The sequence below is a fragment of the Flavobacterium sp. CECT 9288 genome, assembly GCF_918731615.1.
Lineage (GTDB): Bacteria > Bacteroidota > Bacteroidia > Flavobacteriales > Flavobacteriaceae > Flavobacterium.
This window is the reverse complement of record NZ_OU957226.1, coordinates 1,717,897-1,741,357: the sequence shown is the minus strand read 5'-3', so window position 1 is coordinate 1,741,357 and position 23,461 is coordinate 1,717,897. Positions and strand designations below refer to the sequence as shown.

Sequence of the window (23,461 nt, the reverse complement as noted above, 5' to 3'; positions counted from 1 at the left end):
TGTTTTTTAAGTTATAATTGTATTCATTTTAAATTACTGTTTTTTAAAACTTTTGAAAAAAATTTAAAATTATTTAATTCGTATAAAATTATATTTAAAAAAATGTATTTGAAAATTTTATGCTATAAATTGAATGAATTGTGCTATTTAGTTTCTTAATAGTTAAATATTTTTGGATAAACTAAAAACAAAATATAAAATGAGTACATTACTTCAAAGACCTGAATTTAAGGCTAAATATGATAATTATATTGGAGGGAAATTTATTGCTCCTGTAAATGGGAACTATTTTGATGTTGTTTCACCTGTAGATGGTAAAGTGTATACACAAGCAGCACACTCTAGTAAAGAAGATTTAGAACTTGCCGTAGATCATGCGTATAATGCCTTTCAAACTTGGGGTAAAACATCGGTTACAGAACGAAGTAATTTATTGAATAAAATAGCACAAGTTATTGAGGACAATCTTGAATATCTTGCTATTGTTGAAACTATTGACAACGGAAAAGCCATTCGTGAAACTATGGCAGCAGATTTACCTCTTGCTGTAGATCATTTTCGTTACTTTGCAAGTGTAATTAGAGCTGAAGAAAGCACTATTACAGAGCTTGATTCTCAAACGGTCTCTATTGCATTAAGTGAACCTCTAGGAGTTATTGCACAAATTATCCCATGGAATTTCCCTATTCTTATGGCTGTTTGGAAACTCGCTCCTGCACTTGCCGCAGGAAATACTGTAGTTTTGAAACCAGCCGAAAGTACGCCAATTTCAATACTAATCCTTATGGAACTTATTGGTGATTTATTACCAGCTGGAGTTGTAAACATTGTAAACGGATTTGGATCTGAATTAGGTCGTGCCTTGGTATCCAATAAAAAAGTATCAAAAGCAGCATTTACAGGGTCAACACCTACGGGAAGATTAGTCATGCAATACGCTACAGAAAATAATATACCAGTAACATTAGAACTAGGAGGGAAGTCTCCTAATATTTTTATGAAATCTGTAGCCGATGCCGATGATGATTTCTTTGACAAGGCTGTTGAAGGTGCGGTAATGTTTGCTTTAAATCAAGGCGAAATATGTACTTGTCCATCCAGATTATTGGTACATGAAGACATTTACGATCAATTTATTGCAAGAGTTATTGAGCGAACCAATGCTATAAAATTAGGTAACCCTCTTGATACAAACACCATGATGGGCGCACAAACTTCATTAGTTCAACAAGAGAAAATTATGGCCTACATTAACCTTGGTATTGAGGAAGGTGCAGTACTATTAGCAGGGGGCGAGGCAAATGAAATGGGTGATGATTTATCTGAGGGGTATTATATCAAGCCTACTTTATTTAAAGGACATAATAAAATGCGAATCTTTCAAGAAGAAATTTTTGGACCTGTACTTGCAATTACCACATTTAAGACTACAGAAGAGGCTATTGCCATCGCAAATGATACTATGTATGGTCTAGGTGCTGGTTTATGGACTCGCGATGCACATGAAATTTATCAGGTTCCAAGGGCAATTCAAGCAGGTAGAGTTTGGATTAACCAATACCATTCTTATCCAGCTGGTGCGCCTTTTGGAGGTTACAAACAATCTGGAATTGGTAGAGAAAACCACAAAATGATGTTAGGTCACTACCGTCAAACTAAAAATATGCTTATTTCTTATGATAAAAAGAAGTTGGGTTTCTTTTAATAATTTCAATTTTTAATAAACCTCATTTCATTAACAAACCTGGCAGTTCTCTCTGTCAGGTTTTTAAATTAATATAATAAAGATGCAAAAAAGAATAGATGCCACAGAAAAAGCAATTGAATTAATTAAAATTTTAAAAGAAAAACACGGTGATTTGATGTTTTATCAAGCAGGAGGATGTTGCGAGGGTACACAGCCACAATGTTTTGAAAAAGGAGGTTTTTATCAAAGAATGGGGGATGTATGCATTGGAACGATTGAAAATACAGAATTTTGGGTGGATAAAGATTTATTCGAATATTGGAAACATGCTCACTTTACTTTAGATGTTATTGATGCTTTTGGTGTAGGCGGTTTTTCTTTAGAAACTCCGATGAAAAAAACATTTAAAATTATTTACCGACTCTTTACACCTGAGGAAACTACTTCTTTAGAACCTGTATTTTATATTGAATGAATTAATTAACATACAACAATTGGTATTGTTTTGGGGTAATGCCTTCATGTTTTTTAAAAAGTCTTATGAAATAATTACAGTCTTCGAAACCGGAGAGATAACATATTTCGTTGATTTGCATACTCGGGTTTTTTAAAAGTTGTTTGGCACATTTTATCTTTTCGTTTATTATAAATTCAACGGGTGTCATGCCTAATTCTCTTTTGAAAAAACGATAAAAAGACGTTGTACTCATACACGCTTTTTCGCTAAGTAGTTTCATGCTAAATTTTTCCTTTAAATTTTGTCTTATAAATTCAATAACAGGATTCATAGGATTATTAGTTTGTGAAAACGAGCCTTCACTTACTGCTTTTGCTGTTTGAGTTTGTATAATCCTAATTAATAATTCTTGCAAAGTTAGGTCGGCAAGTGCATCTTTGGTTATAGAGACACTCATACATTCTTTGATCAGTTTGTTGATTGTTGTGGCTAATTCAATATTGTTGTAAAAAAAATAATTTTGGTAATTCAATTGCCAGAATTGATTATCACCTTCTTTAGGATACCTTTCGTTTAAAAAATGTAAAGTATCTGTTATTTTTTTCGGGTCTATCGCCAAAGCTAAACACTGGGTAGGGTTGCTTTTTGAAGCTTCTGGAAAATCAATTTTCATAGCCACATTTGATGGAATAACAACTGTTTCGCCTGGTAAATACACAAAACCAGGATCATCAAAAAGGTGCATTACTTTTTTACCTCTCAACATGCTAGTAACTACAAAATCCTTAAATTGTAATGGTACTGAAGTTGATGTTTCGTAGGTTTCGAAAATATTTAATTCACAGTGATTTAGTGAGTAAACAGTTCTGTTTTCTACTAATGTTTTTAAAGATTTTTCACTTGTTAATAGTGGTGGTTGTATTAAAGCTCGATTTGTATTCATATCTTTAAATTTGTTAAAAAACAGAATCTAAATTTACAAAATTAAATAGCTAGTAATTGAAACTTTAACACAATTTAAATAAGTTCCTCTATATGCTTCTTGATATTGGCTGCAATTTTTGGAGTGGGTAAATCATTCTCATCTGTACCAAAAGGATCCTCTATTTCCTCTGCTATTAATTCTAGACTAGCCAGTACATAAAAGATAAATATTACAACAGGTATGACGTAATACCCTAAACTAAAAGAGTATCCAAAAGGTAAAGTCATTACATAAAAGAATATGAATTTTTTCAAAAAAGCACTGTAAGAATAAGGAATAGGCGTATTTTTTATTCTCTCACAAGCGCCACATATTTCTGTAAATGATTTTACTTCATCGTTTAAAACAATCAATTGATCTCCAGAAATTACATTTGTTTTATAGAGCTCATTTATTTTTTGAAATAATAATTTAGCAACTTGATTCGGTTTGTGTTTTTCATGGTCTATTTCAAATATTGCATCATCAAACAATTCTTTACTAGTTTCTATATCCTTTAGATGCTCATCAAGAACAGTTGCGTACATGGGAATCCATTTTTTAAAGTATTCTAGATCCTCTTTATCATTAAGCATTACCGAAAGTTTAATGGCAAAATTACGGCTATTATTCACGAGTGAGCCCCATAATTTTCTTCCTTCCCACCATCTATCATAAGCTGTATTAGTTCTAAAAACAAGTAAAAGTGAAATTACAAAACCAAGCATACCGTGCATAATGGTGATGTTCTTTACATAACTGTTGTCACTAAGTTTAAAATATTCAACTTCTAGATATCCAATAAAGCCAGAATAGATACCAATAGCAATCATAACAGGAAACAGTGTCCTAAACGTATCTGCTTTGTGGAATTTAAAAATAAATGTAAACCAATCTTTGGTATTGTATGAAATCATAATACTACTTAAATTTTTTAGAACACTAAATTCCCAGCCAATTCTCTAAGCGCTATTTCTGAGAGTTTTCCTTGAAATTGAGCATTGTTATAACGTACTTTTGCATTAACATAATTGAGCTGTGCGGTTCTAAACTCTAGGGTTGTTATGGTTCCTATTCTAAATTTGTCAAGGGTAATGTTTAAATTTTGCTTGGCTATAGCCTCGTTGTTCTCCTCTAGTGTGATCAACTCTAAGTTAGTTAAATACGTTTGATATGTTGTTGCTAATTGGGAGTTGAGAATCAGATTTTGTTGATCAATATTCAATTTGGCATTTTCAACCAGTAATGAAGCTACTTTTTCGTTTCTTCTTTGATTGAATCCATCAAAAATATTTACTGATGCTGTAAAACCATAATTAAAACCTCGAGACTGTGCTTGAGCCACAAATCCTAAACTAGATTGACTTTCAGAAAAATTATAGGCACTATTCACTCGTATAGTAGGGTATCGTCCTGCTTTTACTTGTTTTAATTCTAATTCAGCAACTCTCTTATTGATTATTTGAGCTTCTAATTGCGGATTTTGCTTTTCTGCCAGTGCCTTTAGTTCAGCTAGTTGTAACAATTTATCAACATCTAATTTATCAATAACTGTAAAGTTTGTGGTAACATCTCTTGCAAGAAGTTGGTTCAAAGCAATTTTACCATTGGCATACAATTCTTTCTGACGTAACAAAGCTACTTGATCCGTGTTTAAATCTACTTGGGCATTCAAAACCTCAAGCTTTGATGCTTTTCCAATTGTGAATCTGTTTTGAGCGAGTTGCAATCGTTGGTTTGAGATTACAATTGTAGTGTCAAGTGCAGCAAGTTGCTTTTGTTGTTGTACCAAATCATAGTAAGCCGCATTTACATCGCTAATTCTAGTAATGATGGCAAGTTTAAGTTGCGCTTCTCCCAGTTTTTGTAACTCTTTTAACTGATCTCTTCTAGCAAACATGCGCATCCCGTCAAAAATGGTCCAATCTAATCCTACGCCATAGGTTAAACTGTTGTTTTTCGCATTATCAAGTTCGTTTTTGGTTCCGTCCTGCCTTGTCTGAGAACTATTTTGTATGCTATTATTATCAACAACATTTGCAGTAAGAGTTGGAAGCATACCTGCATTTCCTAAACTTACATTTGTTTTTTGAATTAAGGAATTATTGGATGCAATTTTAATTTCATAATTGTTTTCTAATGCAATTTTTAATGCATTTTCAAGCGTGAGAACTTCTTGAGCCTCAACTTTTGGTATAAAAAATAACAGTAAAATAAAACTGTACAACAGTATTTTAGTATGTTTCATAGGTTTCTTATTTTGTTTAGATTTTTATTTTAAAATCCTTTATAATAATCTAAACAGCTCTATTTTATAATTTTAATTGAAATTTTTCTCATACTCCTCAATATGATCAAATTCTGGATAATGTTTACGAGCTTTTGACCACATTAAGTAAAGTGCTGGAATTACAAATAGTGTAAGTACTAATGAAAAAATAGTTCCTCCTACAATAACTACTCCCATTCCTATTCTACTGGTAGATGCCGCTCCTAGAGATAATGCAATAGGTAAAGCACCTAGAGAAATGGCTAAACTAGTCATTAATATAGGACGCAATCTCGCTTCTGATGCTTCAAGAATTGCCTCTAGTTTTGGTTTTCCTTGTTCGCGTAACTGATTGGCAAATTCAACAATAAGTATTCCATTTTTGGTTACCAAACCAATAAGCATTACGGTTCCAATTTGACTAAAAATATTCCAAGTTTGATCAAATAACCATAATGAAAATAAAGCTCCGGCAACAGCCATTGGCACAGTCAAAATAATAATGAATGGATCAATAAAACTCTCAAATTGCGCTGCTAATATTAAGAATATCAACAATAAGGCAAGTCCAAAAGCGAATGCAGTATTCGAACTACTTTCAACAAAATCCCGAGATTCACCGCCCAAGTCGGTTGTAAAAGTATCGTCAAGCACTTTTGCTTTTATTTCGTTCATGGCATCAATACCGTCGCTAATACTTTTGCCTGGAGCAAGACCTGCAGAAACTGTTGCAGCCATATAACGGTTGTTGTGGTACAATTGCGGCGGATTGCTTTTTTCCTCAATGGTCACAACATTATCCATTTGGATTAATTGTCCCATATTATTTTTTACAAACATTGAGGTTAAGTCTAAAGGTTTTGATCTGTCTTCTTGATCAAATTGTCCAATTACTTGATACTGTTTTCCATTCCTCATAAAATATCCAAAACGTTGACCGCTCAAAGAAAGTTGCAGCGTTTGTGCAATATCAATTACAGATATGCCCAAGCTTTCTGCTTTTTCTCTATCAATGGTAACATTAACTTCGGGTTTATTAAATTTTAAGTTCACATCATTTACTGCAAACGTTGGATTCTTAGCTACTTCATCCATAAAAAGCGGAATCTTCTCTTCAAGTTTGTTAAAGTTGGGTGCTTGAATAATGTACTGAATAGGCAAACCTCCACGTCTGTTTACAGCGATGGTTGGCTGTTCTATCACTGATGTCTTTGCATCAGGATATTGTTTGGTCCACTTGGTTAATTTTTCGGCTATTTCTTTTTGAGAATTTTTTCTTTCATTTGGTTGAACCAAAGAAACTCTAACAAACCCACTGTTTACAGATGAAGACCCAAAACCAGGAGAAGTAATTACCAAAGCCACTTTTTTGGCAGGAATAGAATCATCAACTAATTTTGAAATTTCTTGCATGAATCGGTCCGTGTATTCATATGAGGAACCTTCGGGAGTTGACATACGCAATACAAAACCAGAACGGTCGTCATAAGGTGCGGTTTCTTTTTGTAAAAGTGTAAAGAACATGTATATCAATCCGAAACAAGCAATCAAGATTGGGAAACTCAACCATTTTTTCTTCATGAAACTTGATAACGCACTTGCATAACCATTGTTAAGTCTTTCAAAATAAGGTTCTGTACGAATGTAGAATTTTGATTTTTTTTGTTCACCACCTTTCATTAAATATGCATTCAACATTGGCGTAAGCGTCAAGGATACAAAAGCGGATATCAATACGGCAGCTCCTATTACTACACCAAATTCCCGAAAGAGTCGACCAACAAATCCTTCTAAAAAGATTACAGGAAGAAAAACTGCTGCTAATGTGATTGAGATTGAAATTACAGCAAAGAATATCTCATTCGATCCCTTAATCGCAGCTTCAATAGGTGTCATACCTTCTTCTACTTTCTTGAAGATATTTTCGGTCACCACAATTCCATCATCAACTACAAGACCAGTAGCGAGAACAATGGCTAATAATGTCAATACATTTATGGAGAAACCAAAAAGCCACATAATAAAGAACGTAGCGATTAAAGATACTGGAATATCAATTAAAGGTCTAAAAGCAATTGCCCAGTCTCTAAAGAATAAATAGATGATTAAAATTACCAATATTATTGAGATTCCTAATGTTTCAGCAACTTCAATAACTGATTTTTTTACAAATATAGTATTGTCAATAGCAATGTTTAGTTGAATGTCTTTTGGTAAATCTTTTTTTAATTTTTCGAATTCTTTATAAAATGCTGCCGAAATATCCAAATAATTAGCACCGGGAAGCGGTACAATCGCAATTCCTACAAGAGGAGTACCTGATTGAGTCATTTTGGTTTCGGTATTTTCAGGACCTATGCTTGCTGTACCTACATCACTAAAACGCACTACTTTTTCACCCTCTGAACGAATAATTATATTGTTAAACTCCTCGGCAGTAGAAAGGTTACCAACAGTTTTTACAGTAAGTTCTGTATTGTTTCCGGTTAATTTTCCCGATGGTAATTCTACATTTTGCTTGTTCAATGCATCTCTTACTTCGGCAACTGTACATCCGTATGCGGCCAGCTTCACGGGATCAATCCACAAACGCATGGCGTAACGTTTTTGACCCCAAATTTGAACGCCACTTACGCCAGGAATGGTTTCAAGTCGTTGTGAGATAACGTTTTCAGCATAATCACTTAATTCTAAAGCATTACGAGTATCGCTTTGTACCGTCATCGAAATAATAGCATCTCCGTTGGCATCTGCTTTTGAAACTACTGGAGGTGAATCAATATCTTGTGGTAAGTTACGTACCGCTTGTGATACTTTATCACGTACATCATTAGCCGCATCTTCAAGATTTTTATCTAAATTAAATTCAATGGTGATGTTACTACTCCCTTGAGCGCTAGAAGAGGTTACGTTTCTAATACCATCAATTGAATTTATTGCTTTTTCTAGAGGTTCAGTAATTTGTGATTCAATAATATCAGCATTAGCACCAGCATACCGGGTACTGATGGATACTTGTGCGGGATCTATAGAGGGAAATTCTCGTACTCCAAGAAAGGTATAACCAATCAATCCAAACAAAACAATGGCTACATTGATTACGATGGTAAATACAGGTCTTCTAATACTAGTGGTTGATAAACTCATTTAAGGATTATAATTAAAGTTGCTAATTTAGATTTCGGTTTGCAAGTTTCTAAAAGCTTTGTTTATTTGATTTTTACTTTTACTGGTGTTTCATCTTTTAAGGACATTACTCCGCTTGTAATAACAGTATCTCCTGGTTTTAATCCAGATAAAACAAGTAATGAAGAAGCAGTTCTAGTAGCAGTTTCAATCATAACTTCTTTGGCTTGACCGTTACTTGTAATAAATACTTTCTTACCTTTTTGCACAGGAATTACAGCTTCGGTAGGAACAACAATAGCATCTTTTATAATGTCTAATGGCAATTCTACGTCAGCAAAAGTACCTGGTAATAAAATTCCGTTTTTATTATCAGCAATAGCACGAACTTGAAGTGTACGTGTAGCTACTTCAACCTCTGGTTCTATAGCGTATACTTTAGCACTAAATATTTCAGTAGATCCTGCAACCTTAAAACTCAGCGAAGTGTTGTTTTTAACTTGAGTAGCATATTTTTCAGGAATAGAAAAAGTAATTTTTAATTTGCCTGTATTAACCAGTTTTGCAACAAGAATAGCAGGAGTGATATACGTTCCTGGTGATATGGATCGCAATCCTATTTTACCAGAAAAAGGTGCTCTTACTACTGTTTTTGCTATTTGAGCTCGTATTAATTGACTTTGTGCTTGCGCTGATTTTAAATCGGCTCGAGCCAAATCATATTCTTCTTGACTGATGGCTTCTTTTTGCAATAATAATTTTGCTCTACGCTCATTTTCTGATGTTAAACCTTCGCGAGTAGTAGTTTGTCTTAGTTGTGCACGCAGTTCAATATCATTTACCTTGAATAAGATTTGACCTTTACTAACATTGCTTCCTTCTTGAAAATAAATTCCTTCAACAATGCCAGATACTTCGCTTCTTATTTCAACTTGCTCGTTGGCTTCTATGGATCCAGATAATGATAAATTGTTATCAAAAGTTTCTGGAGTGGCAACAATTCCAGTTACATTCATGGTTTTGCCTTTTCCTTTTGGGTCTTTTGAGTCGCCGCCTTCGCTTTTGTTTTCGCTAATACGGTATCCTATAAAACCAATAAATCCGATGAGTAACAAGGCGTAAACGAGGTATTTTATTTTCATAATTTGAGTTATAAAGTAAGATTTAGTTGCAATAAAATAAGTTAAATTCAAAATTAGCCTTTATGATTGAATATTGACTTCATGTTAATTATTATTTAACGTTTGTATCTACAAGTATTAACAATAAAAACAAAAAATGCCCCTTCAAAACAAAAATGCTAAAAAAACTATGACATTAGAAAAGCCTAAAGGTTTAATCTCGAGTTGTAAAAAAATATTATTTTTTGATAAATTTTAATAATGGATTTAGAAAATGACGCTTATTCTTAAAAAGAATCCTTAAAAGAAGATTATAATTATGCATTGTGTAAAATAGATCAAAAAGGAAATAGTTCATTTTAAACTATTTCGAATCCTAGGTATATTAAAACCTAGTATAATTTAACTGATATAGTTCCAGATATTTTTCTTTTTTGTCATTTCTATAAAAACGGCTCTCAGCGCTGCATGCTCTGGTTTTTCCATGGGCGCATCGTCTTTTAATAGTTTTACGGCATAGCTTCGGGCAAGTGCAAGTGTGTCTCTGTCTCGAACTAAATCAGCTATTTGAAGATTTAAAACGCCACTTTGTTGTGTTCCCATAATGTCGCCTGGTCCTCGGAGTTTAAGGTCTACTTCGGCAATTTCAAAACCATCGTTAGTTTGTACCATGGTTTCCATTCTGGTTTTACTATCGTTGCTTAATTTATGGCTTGTCATCAATATGCAATAACTTTGTTCAGCACCTCGACCAACACGACCGCGTAATTGGTGTAGCTGTGATAATCCAAAACGTTCTGCACTTTCAATAATCATAACGCTGGCATTTGGAACATTTACTCCAACTTCAATGACTGTAGTTGCAACCATAATGTTGGTTTTACCTTCAGCAAAACGCTTCATTTCGGCATCTTTATCTGCGGGTTTCATTTTTCCGTGAAGAATAGAAATGGCATATTGCGGTAAGGGAAAATCTCTTGAAATACTCTCGTAACCGTCCATTAAATCTTTGAAATCCATTTTTTCCGATTCTTGAATTAATGGGTACACAATATATATTTGGCGGCCCAAAGCAATTTCATCCCGAATGAACTTCCAGACTTTTAATCGGTTACTATCGTATCTATGAACCGTTTGTATGGGTTTACGTCCCGGGGGAAGTTCATCAATAACCGAAATATCAAGATCGCCATAAAGGCTCATGGCTAGTGTTCTAGGTATGGGAGTTGCAGTCATTACTAGAACGTGTGGAGGAACTATTTCACCACCTTTTATTGGATCAGGATTTGATTTTTTCCACAATTTAGAGCGTTGTTCAACCCCAAAACGATGTTGTTCATCAATAACTGCAAGACCTAGATTTTTAAATTTTACTTTATCCTCTAGTAAGGCATGTGTACCAATGAGTAGGTGCAAAGATCCGTTTTCTAATTCTTCATGAATAATGCGGCGTTGAGCAATTTTTGTAGATCCTGTTAGTAATTTTATATTGATGTTTAATGATTGCGCTAGTTCTGATAATCCTATAAAATGTTGATTGGCTAGAATTTCGGTAGGGGCCATCAAGCAAGCCTGGTATCCATTATCAAGTGCCAAAAGCATGCTCATAAAGGCTACAATGGTTTTCCCAGAGCCTACATCACCTTGTAACAAGCGATTCATTTGAGCTTGGCTACCCATATCCGATCTAATTTCTTTAACGACTCTTTTTTGAGCATTTGTCAATTGAAAAGGCAAATGATTTTGGTAGAAATCATTAAAATACTGACCAACAGTAGTAAAAGGATGCCCTTTGATTTTGTGCTTTCGAACTAAGTTTTTAGTTATTAATTGCAGCTGAATGAAGAATAGCTCTTCAAAGATGAGTCTAAATTTGGCTTTAGCCAATACCTCCGTATTTTTTGGAAAGTGAATGTTGAATAAAGCAGCATTTTTTGGAATTAATTTTAATTCATCAATGATTTTTGCAGGCAAAGTTTCAGTAAACAAAGTGTGCGTTTCATGAAACAATTGTTGCATGAGTTTATTAATCACTCTGTTTGTGATACCTCTGTTTGTCAAGGTTTCAGTTGATGGATAAACGGGTTGCATGGCCGATCTTAAGCTTTTTTCATGCTCGCTCAACAATTCAATTTCTGGATGCGCCATGTTGAAGTTACTACCAAAAGCAGTACATTTTCCGAAAATAACGCACATTTCATTCAGCTTTAGACTTTCTCTAATCCACTTGTGACCCTGAAACCACACAAGTTCCATTTGGCCAGTATCATCAACAAAAGTAGCTACTAATCTTTTTTGGTTTTTACCAAATTCAACCGTTTTGATGTTTATAATTTTACCAATAATTTGAATTTCAGCAACAGAACCGGCACTTCTAGAATGTAGTTCATTGATTTTATAGTAGCGTGTTCGGTCAATATATCGGTTTGGAAAAAAATTCACTAAATCCTGATACTTATAGATTCCTAATTCTTTCCTAAGTAGTTCAGCCCTGTTGGGACCAACGCCTTTCAAAAATTCAATAGGTGTAAGTAAGAGGTTGTTTGACATTGAAACTTTATTAAATGAATCTATTTTAGTGGACAATTATACGAACTGTAAAAAAAAATACTGTTTTGATAATTTGTAAAATGCGAAGATAGTTTATTGAATGTAAATTTGGAAATGAGTTCTTTTGGAAATGGAGTAGCAATCATATATATTTGGTTCTAAAATTAAGGGGTTGTTTTTTAATGATCTTCTAAAAGCTTATTATCTAAAAAAAAACTACTCAAAACTCTTTTAAAAAAATATAAAATGACAACTCATCTCGCATTGCTTCGTGGTATAAATGTATCTGGTCACAGCATGATTAAAATGGAAGCACTAAAATCAGCTTTAGAAGCAATAGGTTTTCATAATGTACAAACATACATTCAATCTGGTAATGTTTTTGTAGATACTCATGAGGAGAGCGGTGCAGCTGTGGGATTCAAAATTAAGCAAGAAATTTTTAAAGTTTTTGGGCATGAAGTTCCCGTTGTAGTCATCACAGAAGATGATTTAAAAAACTGTTTTAAGAACAATCCATTTTTAAAAGAAAAAGAAGTGGATACTAAGAAATTGTATGTCGCGTTTTTGTCGTCTACTTTACAAGGAAACAGTATGAATGATCTTAAAACCAGCCAGTTTAAACCTGACGAAGCTAGTATTGATGGAAATAAAATATTTATAAAATACGCAGTAGGAGCAGGGAAAACGAGATTAGATCAAAAATACATAGAAAAGAAATTAAATGTTATTGCAACCATTAGAAATTGGAATACCGTAACGCAATTACTTCAAATTTTTGAGGATAGAAAGATTGTATAGATCAAAATGAGGTTGTTGGTATTAAAAATTTACTAATAAAAGAACCAACTCGTTATAAAATTACGTAAATTTATTAATACACATTAAAAAGAAACTCATGAAAAAAATCATAGCAATAGTTATTCTTAGTATTTCGTTGCATTCTTGTATAAAAGAACAAGAAGTAAATGGCTCCAAAGAGGATTTTAATGGGAAATGGACGCTAAGCCGCATGTCTAGTTCAAGACCTAATACTGAAACAACTGGCGAAGCAATGTTATGGCAAGAATCGTACACGTTTAACAAAGACAGTACTTTTACTAAAACTCGGGTTGAAAACGAAAAAAGTACATCAGTATCAGGAACATTTTCTTTTAAAAAAGAAACTGATGGTGAATACTTAATTCTTACTCATGCAAAGAAAACGGAACTCATAGGCAGTTGCATGGGAAATTTGCAAGAGATTTTCTATTTTTTAGATAAAAATACCCTTTCAAGTACTTGGAAAAACTGTGATGGACCTGGTTTAGAATACAAGAAGTAATTTTACTAAATGTTATTTTTTGTGTTTTAAGTGTTCAATGAAGTTTCTAAACTACTAAATTTTCTATAAATTTTTTTCATTGTAAATCCTTTAAAAATGGAATAGTTTACCTTTGAAGTATACTAAAACAGGTAAATATTCTTGAAATAATTTACTTACTATTTGCTAAGAATACTTAAATGTTTTGGTTTAACCTCAAAAACGAACCATGATAAAGACAGATGCATACAAACATGAATACGAGCGTTTACAAGCACTTGAATCGTATTCAATTTTAGATACTTTGCAGGAAGAGGAATATGATAATTTAACGTTTTTGGCTTCGCAAATTTGTGGTACACCTGTAGCTTTACTTGGTTTTGTTGATGAAACAAGACATTGGTTTAAATCAGCTGTAGGAATTAATAATCTAACTCAAAATCCTAGAGAATATTCTTTTTGCACACATGCAATTCAAGAGCCTAATACTGTTTTCATTATTCCAGATGCTCGCTTGGACAACCGCTTTCTTAATAATCCCTTGGTTACGGGAGATATGAAAGTTGTTTTTTATGCTGGTGTTTCTTTGGTAAATGATGAAGGTTTTCCATTAGGGACTATTTGTGTAATTGATCATAAACCTAATTCTTTGTCGGCAAACCAGATTAAATCGTTAGAGGCCTTGTCTCAACAGACAATGAAACTACTTGAATTACGAGTTAATAAAATTAAATTAGAAAGAGCGCTTCACTCACTAGAAAACAAGAATATTGAGTTAGAACAATTTGCATATACTGCAGCTCATGATTTAAAATCTCCATTGGCTAATATCTCTGGTCTTACAGATTTTTTAATCGAAAATTACATTGACAATATTGATGAAGAAGGCATCGAAATCATTCAATTGATTAAAAGTTCCTCTTTAAAATTAAGAGAAATGATAGAGAGTTTGTTGCAGTATAGTAAATCAAACAAATTGTCCCACGAAAACTACACCAAAGTATCCATTTCTAAACTAGAAAAGGAACTTATTGATCTCTTTTCTTTTAATAAAAATTGTGATTTTGTATTACAATCTGAATTACAATTTATAGAAACTAATAAAACAGCATTAGAGCAAATTTTAATTAATTTAGTTTCTAATGCTATAAAATACAGTGACAAAGAACGAACCAAAATAGAGATACTCATTTCTGAAGATGTTGATTATTATAAAATTACCGTATCAGATAATGGTGCTGGTATTGAAAAAGAACATCAAAAAGTAATTTTTGAAATCTTTGAAGTAGCTATAGATAAAGATCGTTTTGGAGAAAAAGGTCACGGAATAGGATTGGCTACGGTTAAAAAAATAATCGATAATATGGGAGGGAGTATTATGGTTAATTCAATAATAGGATTTGGTTCTACCTTTGATTTTACTTTGGCGAAAGCCGAAAAAAAGTAATATTTTATGGCTACAGTTTTAAAGATTTACTGGAATTAAATCACAATACCAAAATCCAAATTCATACACACTTTCATCAGAAGTATCACAAGCTGTATTAGAGGACTCGTTTGTTGCTGGTTTTTCATATTTTCTGTAGACAATTTCCCCTTTTTCGAATAGTATAGGTGTAGAGAATATTGGTCCATCATACGTAAAAGTATGAAATTCTCCGTTTTCTCCACATACATCAACATCGTTAGGCAAATCATTCAAAAAATCTTGATCTATAGTTCTTCCTACAAAACTTTTGTCTAAAAACCGTTCGCTTACACAAACAACAATGGTTTTAAAACCTAGTGCAAGAAATTCTTGAATTAAGTCATGAGTTGGTATTTTCCAGAGCGGGAAAACGCCTTTTAATTCCATTTCAGCCAGTTTGTCTTCGCGATATTTGCGTAAATCTTCTAGGAAAATATCGCCAAAAATAGAATGTGTGATGCCTTGTTCTATGCACTTTTGTAATGTGATTTTCATAGCTTCTTCATACGCTTCCATAGTGGGCATTTCGGGAATTTGCATGATTTCAAGAGGCAATCCTATACTTTTTGCCTGTTGTTCAAGCAGTGTCACACGTATACCGTGCATAGACACACGCTGGTATTGCTGGTTTACGCTCGTGAGCAAGGTTGTGATTTCAAGCATAGGATTTTGAAGTGATTTGTATAAGGCTAGTGCAGAGTCTTTGCCACTGCTCCAGTTAAAAAGGGCTTTGTTTTTCATATGATTTAGTTATACAAAAGTTTTGACGAAATATAAACGATTTTCATATAGAAAACCTTTGTAACTTTGGATTTTAAAGGATTATTAAGCAATGAAAAAAGTTCTATTTTTATTATTTTCAACAGTTGCTATGGCGCAGCAATCAAATCACGTTGATTTTATAACTGCTTTAGGCAAAGTTACAATAAATGATACTTCCAAAATTGTAAAAGGTACGGTTGAATTTGAATTTAAAGTGTTAAATTCAATTGACACCATAAAAATTGACGCTCAAAATATGGAGTTTTCTAATGTGAAACTAAATGATAAACCGGTTCCATTTATAAATACTCGTAAAGAAATTCAAATTGTTTTTCCATTTGTTAAAGGAAATAACAACTTGACTTTTGATTATCAGGCAAAACCCATACAAGCAATGTATTTTATAGGTTCAAAATCTACAGATGATTTACAGATATGGACTCAAGGGCAAGGAAAGTATACTAGTAATTGGTTTCCAAGTTTTGATGATGTAAATGAAAAAGTAGTGTTTAATTTGGATATTATTTTTGATAATAGATATGAAGTTTTGTCGAATGGGGTATTAAAAAAACAATCCAATCAAGGCGAAACTATGAAATGGGAATATAGAATGGAAAAACCCATGAGTTCCTATTTGTTGATGTTAGCCATTGGGAAATTTAAAAAACAAACGCAGCGATCAAAATCAGGTGTTCCTCTAGAACTGTATCTGGAAGAAAAAGACAGTTCCTTGCATACAACAACTTATAAGCATACTAAGGAGATATTTGATTTTTTAGAAAAAGAAATTGGTTTTCCTTATCCGTGGCATGTGTATAGGCAAGCGCCAGTTAAAGATTTTCTTTATGCGGGTATGGAGAATACAAGTGCAACTCTTTTCAATACGCGCTATGTTGTGGATGCTATAGGGTTTAAAGACCGCAGTTACCTAAATGTAAATGCACATGAGTTAGCGCACCAATGGTTTGGCAACTTGATTACAGCAGAAACGGGTAAACATCATTGGTTGCAAGAGGGCTTTGCAACCTATTTTGCATTACTAGCGGAACGTAACATTTATGGAGAGGATCATTTTTATCATGCCTTGTATGAAACAGCGCAGCAATTAAAATTTGCATCTAGAACTGATACAATTCCGGTTTTAAATCCAAAGGCAAGTTCTCTCACTTTTTACCAAAAAGGAGCTTGGGCGCTCTTTGTAATGCATGAAACTTTAGGAGATAAAGATTTTAAGAAAGTGATTAAAAACTATCTCCAAAAGAACGCATTTCAAAACGTAAATACACAAGATTTTTTTGATGAGATTACAAAGGTTTCAAAATTTGATGCTGAAAATTTTAGTAAAGTATGGCTAGAAACCACAGCATTTAATACATTAGAAGCTAATGAATTATTGCTGAAAAATAAATCAATTCAGGAGCTTTTTGAAGTTAACAAACTAAAAAACACACCGTTTCAAGAAAAGAGACAGTACTTAGAAAAAGTAATGCAATCGGATGTTTATTTTAAAGTCAAAGAAGCAGTTTTAAGTCAAATTCAAAATGAAAGCTGGAGCGATAAAATTAAACTCTATGAAATGGCTTTAAGGTCTAATAATACATCTTTACGACAATTGCTGGCTGTTGTGGTCTCTACCATTCCAGAAAATTTTAGATTGCAGTATGAAACCTTGCTTTTAGATGCCTCTTATGAAACCCAAGAAATTGCATTGACCACTTTATGGAATAATTTCCCAGATCATCGAACACGCTATTTGGATGTATCCAAAAACTGGATTGGTTTTAAAGATTTAAACTTAAGGATTGTTTGGCTTTCACTGGCGCTGGCAACACCAAACTATGTTTCGGATCAAGATATTTTGCAAAAGGAATTGATATCCTACACATCTCCAATTTACGAAGCAAGCGTGAGGCAGAATGCATTAGAACAGCTTTTACTCAATCAAATTTTGAGTGATGAAGTTTTACGGAGTCTAGTAAATGCAACCACACATCATGCTTGGCAGTTTTCTAAATTTGGTCGAGATACAATCCGAAAATTGATAAAAAATTCAGAAATAAGAATTGTTTTTCAAACCTTGCAACCTACGCTGCTGGAACAAGAAAGGTTACAATTGCAACGGTTATTAAATGAATAGTTTATGAAGTTAAAATTAGTTGGTTACCACAACTCACTTACTTCGTTTTTTAGGTAAGCCAGCGCAGCATTACTTGGAGATTGTTTGTCTAGTAAATCATTTAAGATTTTTTCTCGCATGGCGTCAGCATTTACAATATCTTCTGTTCTACTTACTTTGCGAATCATTTGAATCGTACTGTTTTTTGCAGTCAAAATAATAGTCCAAGAAGCATCTGATAAATACAACTGTTGTGTTAAATTATGTTCAAATTCTTGTTCAATTTGCGATATAATCAAGTTTTCATAATCACTTTTTTCTTGAGAAATAGGAGCAACTCTCAACAACATTTTAGTGGGATTGATACGCTCCAAGAATAGCACCATACGCTCGTATGCTTGAATTCTTTGCGGAAAAGCTAGTTTTTGATTTTCTTTTTGAATCAACCATCTTCGGGTATTTTGTTGATCTTTGAAATAAGATATAAAAATAGAATAAGCAACACCTCCAGTAATTAATGAGGGTAATGTATAGGCCAGTATTTCAAGAATTTTTGTCATGTTTCTATTTTCTAATTTTTTGCAACAAAAATATACTTTTTTAATCATAAATCAACTCCTGTTTAAATGAATAACTGCAAATGGAATCTTATTTTTGCATACATTTTTTTAGAAAATAATAAGACAACTCAATGGATTCATATGTTTTACCATTATTATGCTTAGCAGCATTTGCGGCCGGTTTTATTGATGCAGTAGTAGGAGGAGGTGGTCTTATTCAAACTCCTATGGGGCTTGTTTTATTACCAAGCTTGCCCGTTTCAACGGTTATTGGTACTCTAAAAGTTCCAGCTTTTAGTGGAACATCTTTTGCGGCCTATCAATATTTAAAAAAAGTAACATTAAACTGGAAATTACTCGCTATAATGATGGTATTAGCGTTTCCCTCGGCATATTTAGGGTCTACCTTGCTCACGTATGTAAGCAATGATTTTATGAAACCAGTGCTTTTAGTTGTTTTGTCACTGTTAGTGGTGTATACTTTTGCAAAAAAGAACTTTGGCCAACATATTGAGAAAAATCAATCCACGAGAACCCAAATTGCGAATGCAATAGGAATAAGTTTTGTGATAGGGATGTATGATGGTTTTATTGGGCCTGGAACGGGAAGTTTTTTGGTTGTAGCCTTTATAGTTATCATGGGTTTTGATTTTTTGCAAGCTTCCGCCAATGCTAAAATGGTCAATTTAGCAACAAATTTTGGATCTATTTGTTTGTTTATTTCTAAAGGAAAAATTATTTGGTCTATAGCTTTGCCTATGGCTGCATGCAATGCTTTAGGAGGCTGGCTTGGTGCAAAAGTTGCTATAAACAAGGGGAATTCCTTTATTAGAATCTTCTTTTTGATTGTCATAGTGGGTACATTGATCCGTTTTGCTTACGATGTTTTTTGGAAATAAAAAGAAAGTAATTCAAAGCATTTAGATACAAATTTACAAATGTAAATGTTGTCTTATTTACGTCTAAAACTTCGTCCAAATTCGTTATTTTTGCTTTATAAAATATACAACTATCCATGCATAAATACATAGATCAACTTAATGAAGCCCAACGCGAACCTGTTTTACAAAAAGATGGTCCTATGATCATTATTGCTGGTGCAGGCTCAGGAAAAACCAGGGTGTTGACCATAAGAATTGCCTATTTAATGCATCAAGGGGTTGATGCATTTAGCATCCTTTCCCTTACGTTTACCAATAAAGCAGCTCGTGAGATGAAAAAAAGAATCTCAGATATTGTAGGAGCTGGTGAGGCCAAAAACTTATGGATGGGTACTTTTCACTCGGTTTTTGCCCGAATTTTACGGTCAGAGGCTGAGCATTTAGGATATCCATCTAACTTTACTATTTACGATTCGCAGGATTCTCTAAGAGCAATTTCGGGAATTATTAAAGAAATGCAACTCGATAGAGATGTGTACAAACCCAAACAGGTTTTAGGTCGTATTTCTAATTTCAAAAATAGTTTAATAACGGTTAAAGCCTACTTTAACAATCCCGAATTACAGGAAGCCGATGCTATGTCTAAAAAACCTAGAATGGGCGAAATTTATCAAAATTATGTAGACCGCTGTTTTAAAGCTGGTGCTATGGATTTTGATGATTTGTTATTAAAAACAAATGAATTACTTACACGGTTCCCAGAGATTTTAGCCAAATATCAAAACCGTTTTAGATACATACTTGTTGATGAGTACCAAGATACCAATCACTCTCAATATTTAATAGTAAGAGCCTTATCAGATAAATTTCAAAATATTTGCGTTGTGGGAGATGATGCTCAAAGTATTTATGCTTTTCGAGGTGCAAACATCAATAACATTCTTAATTTCCAAAAGGATTATGAAGGTGTAAAAACCTTTAGACTAGAGCAAAATTACCGTTCCACAAAAAATATTGTTGAAGCTGCGAATACCATAATCGATAAAAATAAGGTTAAGCTAGATAAGATTGTTTGGACCGCAAATGATTTTGGACCCAAAATTAAAGTCCATAGAAGCTTAACAGATAATGAAGAAGGGCGCTTTGTGGCCAGTACCATTTGGGAACAAAAAATGCAGCAACAATTACCAAACGGTGCTTTTGCCATTTTATACAGAACCAATGCTCAATCCCGTGCTATGGAAGATGCTTTGAGAAAAAGAGATATTCCTTATCGTATTTATGGAGGCTTATCTTTTTACCAAAGGAAAGAGGTAAAAGATGTTTTGTGCTATCTTAGACTAGTTATTAATCCTAAGGACGAAGAAGCCTTGATGCGTGTGATTAATTATCCTGCAAGAGGAATAGGAAATACAACTATTGAAAAGCTAACCATTGCTGCAAATCATTACAAGCGTTCTATTTTTGAGGTAATGCAAAATATTGAACGAATTGATTTAAAATTAAATTCGGGAACCAAACAAAAACTATTGGATTTTGTAACCATGGTTCAGAGTTTTCAGGCCATTAATGAAAATCAGGATGCCTTTTATCTTGCCGAACATGTAGCCAAGAAAACAGGATTAATTCAAGAACTTAAGAAAGATGCTACTCCTGAGGGAATGGCTAAGATTCAAAATATTGAAGAATTGTTAAACGGTATCAAGGACTTTACCGAAGGCCAAGTTGAGGTTGATGGCGCCAGAGGATCTCTAGCGGAGTTCATGGAAGATGTAGCCTTGGCAACAGATTTAGACAAAGATACTAGTGACGAAGACCGTGTCGCGCTTATGACAATTCACTTGGCAAAAGGATTGGAATTTCCTCATGTTTTTGTGGTAGGAATGGAAGAAGATTTGTTTCCAAGTGCCATGAGTATGAGTACCCGAAGCGAACTTGAGGAAGAACGTCGCTTGTTTTATGTAGCTCTTACTAGGGCTGAGCATCAAGCGTATTTAACTTATTCTCAATCTAGATACCGCTGGGGTAAATTAACAGATAGTGAACCGTCTCGATTTATTGAAGAAATTGACAGTCAATATCTGGAATACATGACACCTCCAGAGAATAATTATAGATACAAACCCATGATTGATAGTGATATCTTTGGGGATATTGATAAATCTAAATTACGTCTTGCAAAACCCTCAAATGGAGTTCCACCCGTTAAAAATAACACTGAACCAGAACGTAATAATGAAATTACAATTCGAAAATTAAAACCTTTAAATAGTAATGCGCCCTCAACTAATACAGGAATGCTAGATTCTGGTCTAATGGCTGGTAAAATTGTCATGCATGAACGTTTTGGCAAAGGCGAAGTTTTAAATTTAGAAGGAGTAGGAGCTGATAAAAAAGCCGAAATCAAATTTGAAGTTGGAGGTATAAAAAAATTACTATTACGCTTTGCTAAACTTAATATTATCGAATAAGATTTAAAATTAAACCTGCAAAGGGTATTAGAAAGTCTAAATTAAAGCAACTTAACATATAAAAAATGGCTCAATTTATTAAAATTTACGAAAATAATCCCAACGAAGCTGCAATAGCAAAAGTGGTAAAAACACTTCGTGATGGAGGGCTAGTTATTTATCCTACAGATACTGTGTATGGTTTGGGTTGTGATATTACTAACACCAAGGCTCTTGAACGCATTGCAAAAATCAAAGGAATTAAGCTTGATAAAGCAAACTTCTCTTTTATTTGTCATGATTTAAGTAACCTATCAGATTATGTAAAGCAGATAGATACACCCACATTCAAGATTTTAAAGAGAGCACTTCCTGGACCGTATACTTTTATTTTGCCCGGTAATAATAATTTACCAAAAGAGTTTAAAAAGAAAACTACAGTAGGGATCAGGGTTCCAAACAACAGTATAGTTCTTGAAATAGTAAAACAACTAGGGAATCCAATAGTCTCTACCTCAATAAGGGATGAGGATGATGTAATTGAATATACAACTGATCCTGAATTAATATTTGAGAAATGGCAAAACCTTGTAGACCTTGTTATTGATGGGGGGTACGGAGATAATGTAGGATCTAGTATAATAGATTTGTCTGGAGATGAACCAGTTGTGATTAGAGAAGGGAAAGGTGATTTAAATATTTTATAAAGAGTTTATGATGACATTTTTAAGGGTAATTTTAGTTTTGTTTTTAGTGCAAAATACTGTTGCACAATCTATTTCTGGTAAAGTTGTAGATGAAAAATCAAAACCTATTGAAGCTGTAAATGTCTATTTTGATGGAACAACAATAGGTACTCTTACAGATAAAAACGGAAATTTCACCCTTAATTTTGGTGCTAAATTAAATAGTATTTTAGTTGTAAACTGTTTAGGATATAATCCAGAGTATATCACTAATTTTAAACCAAATGAGTTCTTAAACATAAAACTTAATATGTCTGTTAATGTACTCCGTGAAGTGGTGGTACAGCGTGATGGTTTTCCAAGAGCACAAATGATGGAGGTTTTTAAAAAGCAATTTTTAGGAACTACAAAACATGGAAAAAGTACCGTTATTGAAAACGAAGAAGATATTTATTTTGCATATGATGCCAAGACAAAAGTTCTAGAAGCTTTTGCTGATAATCCTTTGCGAATTATTAATAATTCTCTAGGATATAAGATAAACTACCAACTTGTCAAATTTGATTGCAAATTATATCCATGGACAACTATGCCTAAAGCGGTCAGAAATTGTTACTATGCCGGTCTTACTCGATTTGAAAGTATATCCAATCTTGCTAAAATTAAGAAAAAAAGAAATGCTGTTTACGATGGTTCTCGTTTGCATTTTTTTAGAAGTGTAGCAGCTAATAACTGGAAAAATGATGGCTTTAGATTGTTTAGAAAGAGTTGGGAAGTAAATCCCGCGGCTTTTTTTGCTGTTAAAGATACTCTTGATTTTAAGAAGATTACGGTTACTACCAATAAATATCAACCTGCTATTGTGAAAATTTTAGCTGAATTTGATTTATTACGAAAAGGGGATCAATCTAAAATAATTTTTGAAACGGATACTTTTTTTGTAGACAAACTAGGAAACAATTCCCACTCAGACAAAATTTATTTTTCTGGTTCTATGAGTGAACAAAAAGTAGGAGATATGCTTCCTATGGATTATGGAATTAATTGAATCTAAATAAAAT

At 33.3% G+C, this 23,461-nt stretch carries 18 protein-coding genes; 10 read left to right on the top strand and 8 right to left on the bottom strand.

The window, feature by feature from the left end:
• Window positions 1-199: 199 nt before the first annotated feature.
• Complete coding sequence (locus LQ189_RS07590) at window positions 200-1,705, top strand: aldehyde dehydrogenase family protein (protein ID WP_230155492.1); 1,506 nt, start codon at window positions 200-202, stop codon at window positions 1,703-1,705.
• 82 nt (window positions 1,706-1,787) lie between these two features.
• On the top strand, window positions 1,788-2,162 hold the full coding sequence (locus LQ189_RS07585; RefSeq protein ID WP_230155486.1) for a DUF779 domain-containing protein: 375 nt from the start codon (window positions 1,788-1,790) through the stop codon (window positions 2,160-2,162).
• Between the two features lies 1 nt (window position 2,163).
• Here the strand turns inward: LQ189_RS07585 and LQ189_RS07580 are convergent, their stop codons facing one another.
• The 6 genes from LQ189_RS07580 to recG form a co-directional block, all read right to left on the bottom strand.
• On the bottom strand, window positions 2,164-3,087 hold the full coding sequence (locus LQ189_RS07580; protein ID WP_230155484.1) for an AraC family transcriptional regulator: 924 nt from the start codon (window positions 3,085-3,087) through the stop codon (window positions 2,164-2,166).
• A gap of 74 nt (window positions 3,088-3,161) precedes the next feature.
• Window positions 3,162-4,025: a bestrophin family protein gene (locus LQ189_RS07575; RefSeq protein ID WP_230155482.1), complete on the bottom strand. Its 864-nt coding sequence runs from the start codon at window positions 4,023-4,025 to the stop codon at window positions 3,162-3,164.
• A gap of 17 nt (window positions 4,026-4,042) precedes the next feature.
• On the bottom strand, window positions 4,043-5,356 hold the full coding sequence (locus LQ189_RS07570) for a TolC family protein (protein ID WP_230155480.1): 1,314 nt from the start codon (window positions 5,354-5,356) through the stop codon (window positions 4,043-4,045).
• Window positions 5,357-5,428: 72 nt separating this feature from the next.
• The gene (locus LQ189_RS07565) at window positions 5,429-8,524 is read right to left on the bottom strand and encodes an efflux RND transporter permease subunit (RefSeq protein ID WP_230155478.1); all 3,096 of its coding nucleotides are present in this window, start codon (window positions 8,522-8,524) and stop codon (window positions 5,429-5,431) included.
• Window positions 8,525-8,586: 62 nt separating this feature from the next.
• On the bottom strand, window positions 8,587-9,645 hold the full coding sequence (locus LQ189_RS07560; protein WP_230155476.1) for an efflux RND transporter periplasmic adaptor subunit: 1,059 nt from the start codon (window positions 9,643-9,645) through the stop codon (window positions 8,587-8,589).
• Window positions 9,646-10,026: 381 nt separating this feature from the next.
• Window positions 10,027-12,174 carry an ATP-dependent DNA helicase RecG gene (recG, locus tag LQ189_RS07555; RefSeq protein ID WP_230155474.1) on the bottom strand — a complete coding sequence of 716 codons (2,148 nt, stop codon included), beginning with the start codon at window positions 12,172-12,174 and terminating at the stop codon, window positions 10,027-10,029.
• A 246-nt stretch (window positions 12,175-12,420) separates the two neighbouring features.
• On the opposite strand from recG, the gene LQ189_RS07550 reads away from it, so the two are divergent.
• From LQ189_RS07550 to LQ189_RS07540, 3 genes are all read left to right on the top strand, one after another.
• On the top strand, window positions 12,421-12,975 hold the full coding sequence (locus tag LQ189_RS07550) for a DUF1697 domain-containing protein (RefSeq protein ID WP_230155472.1): 555 nt from the start codon (window positions 12,421-12,423) through the stop codon (window positions 12,973-12,975).
• Between the two features lie 97 nt (window positions 12,976-13,072).
• The gene (locus LQ189_RS07545; protein WP_230155470.1) at window positions 13,073-13,498 is read left to right on the top strand and encodes a DUF5004 domain-containing protein; all 426 of its coding nucleotides are present in this window, start codon (window positions 13,073-13,075) and stop codon (window positions 13,496-13,498) included.
• 208 nt (window positions 13,499-13,706) lie between these two features.
• Entirely contained in the window at window positions 13,707-14,924 is a 1,218-nt protein-coding gene (locus LQ189_RS07540) for an ATP-binding protein (protein ID WP_230155469.1), read from the top strand.
• A gap of 18 nt (window positions 14,925-14,942) precedes the next feature.
• On the opposite strand, the gene LQ189_RS07535 is transcribed toward LQ189_RS07540, so the two are convergent.
• Window positions 14,943-15,686, bottom strand: coding sequence for a diphthine--ammonia ligase (locus LQ189_RS07535; protein WP_230155467.1), 744 nt, complete (start codon window positions 15,684-15,686; stop codon window positions 14,943-14,945).
• Window positions 15,687-15,777: 91 nt separating this feature from the next.
• On the opposite strand from LQ189_RS07535, the gene LQ189_RS07530 reads away from it, so the two are divergent.
• Entirely contained in the window at window positions 15,778-17,844 is a 2,067-nt protein-coding gene (locus LQ189_RS07530; protein WP_230155465.1) for a M1 family metallopeptidase, read from the top strand.
• 23 nt (window positions 17,845-17,867) lie between these two features.
• Here LQ189_RS07530 and LQ189_RS07525 read toward each other — a convergent pair whose 3' ends face one another.
• Window positions 17,868-18,383, bottom strand: coding sequence for a hypothetical protein (locus tag LQ189_RS07525; protein ID WP_176330691.1), 516 nt, complete (start codon window positions 18,381-18,383; stop codon window positions 17,868-17,870).
• Window positions 18,384-18,514: 131 nt separating this feature from the next.
• Here LQ189_RS07525 and LQ189_RS07520 point away from each other — a divergent pair, with 131 nt between their 5' ends.
• From LQ189_RS07520 to LQ189_RS07505, 4 genes are all read left to right on the top strand, one after another.
• Window positions 18,515-19,282 (top strand): TSUP family transporter, encoded by a 768-nt coding sequence (locus LQ189_RS07520; RefSeq protein WP_230155463.1) that lies wholly within the window; start codon window positions 18,515-18,517, stop codon window positions 19,280-19,282.
• Window positions 19,283-19,398: 116 nt separating this feature from the next.
• The gene (locus tag LQ189_RS07515; protein ID WP_230155459.1) at window positions 19,399-21,735 is read left to right on the top strand and encodes an ATP-dependent helicase; all 2,337 of its coding nucleotides are present in this window, start codon (window positions 19,399-19,401) and stop codon (window positions 21,733-21,735) included.
• 65 nt (window positions 21,736-21,800) lie between these two features.
• Window positions 21,801-22,421, top strand: a complete 621-nt coding sequence (locus LQ189_RS07510) for an L-threonylcarbamoyladenylate synthase (RefSeq protein ID WP_086453380.1) — start codon at window positions 21,801-21,803, stop codon at window positions 22,419-22,421.
• Between the two features lie 7 nt (window positions 22,422-22,428).
• A complete protein-coding gene (locus tag LQ189_RS07505) occupies window positions 22,429-23,448 on the top strand; it encodes a carboxypeptidase-like regulatory domain-containing protein (protein WP_230155457.1) in 1,020 nt (339 codons plus the stop codon).
• The last annotated feature ends 13 nt before the right edge of the window (window positions 23,449-23,461 follow it).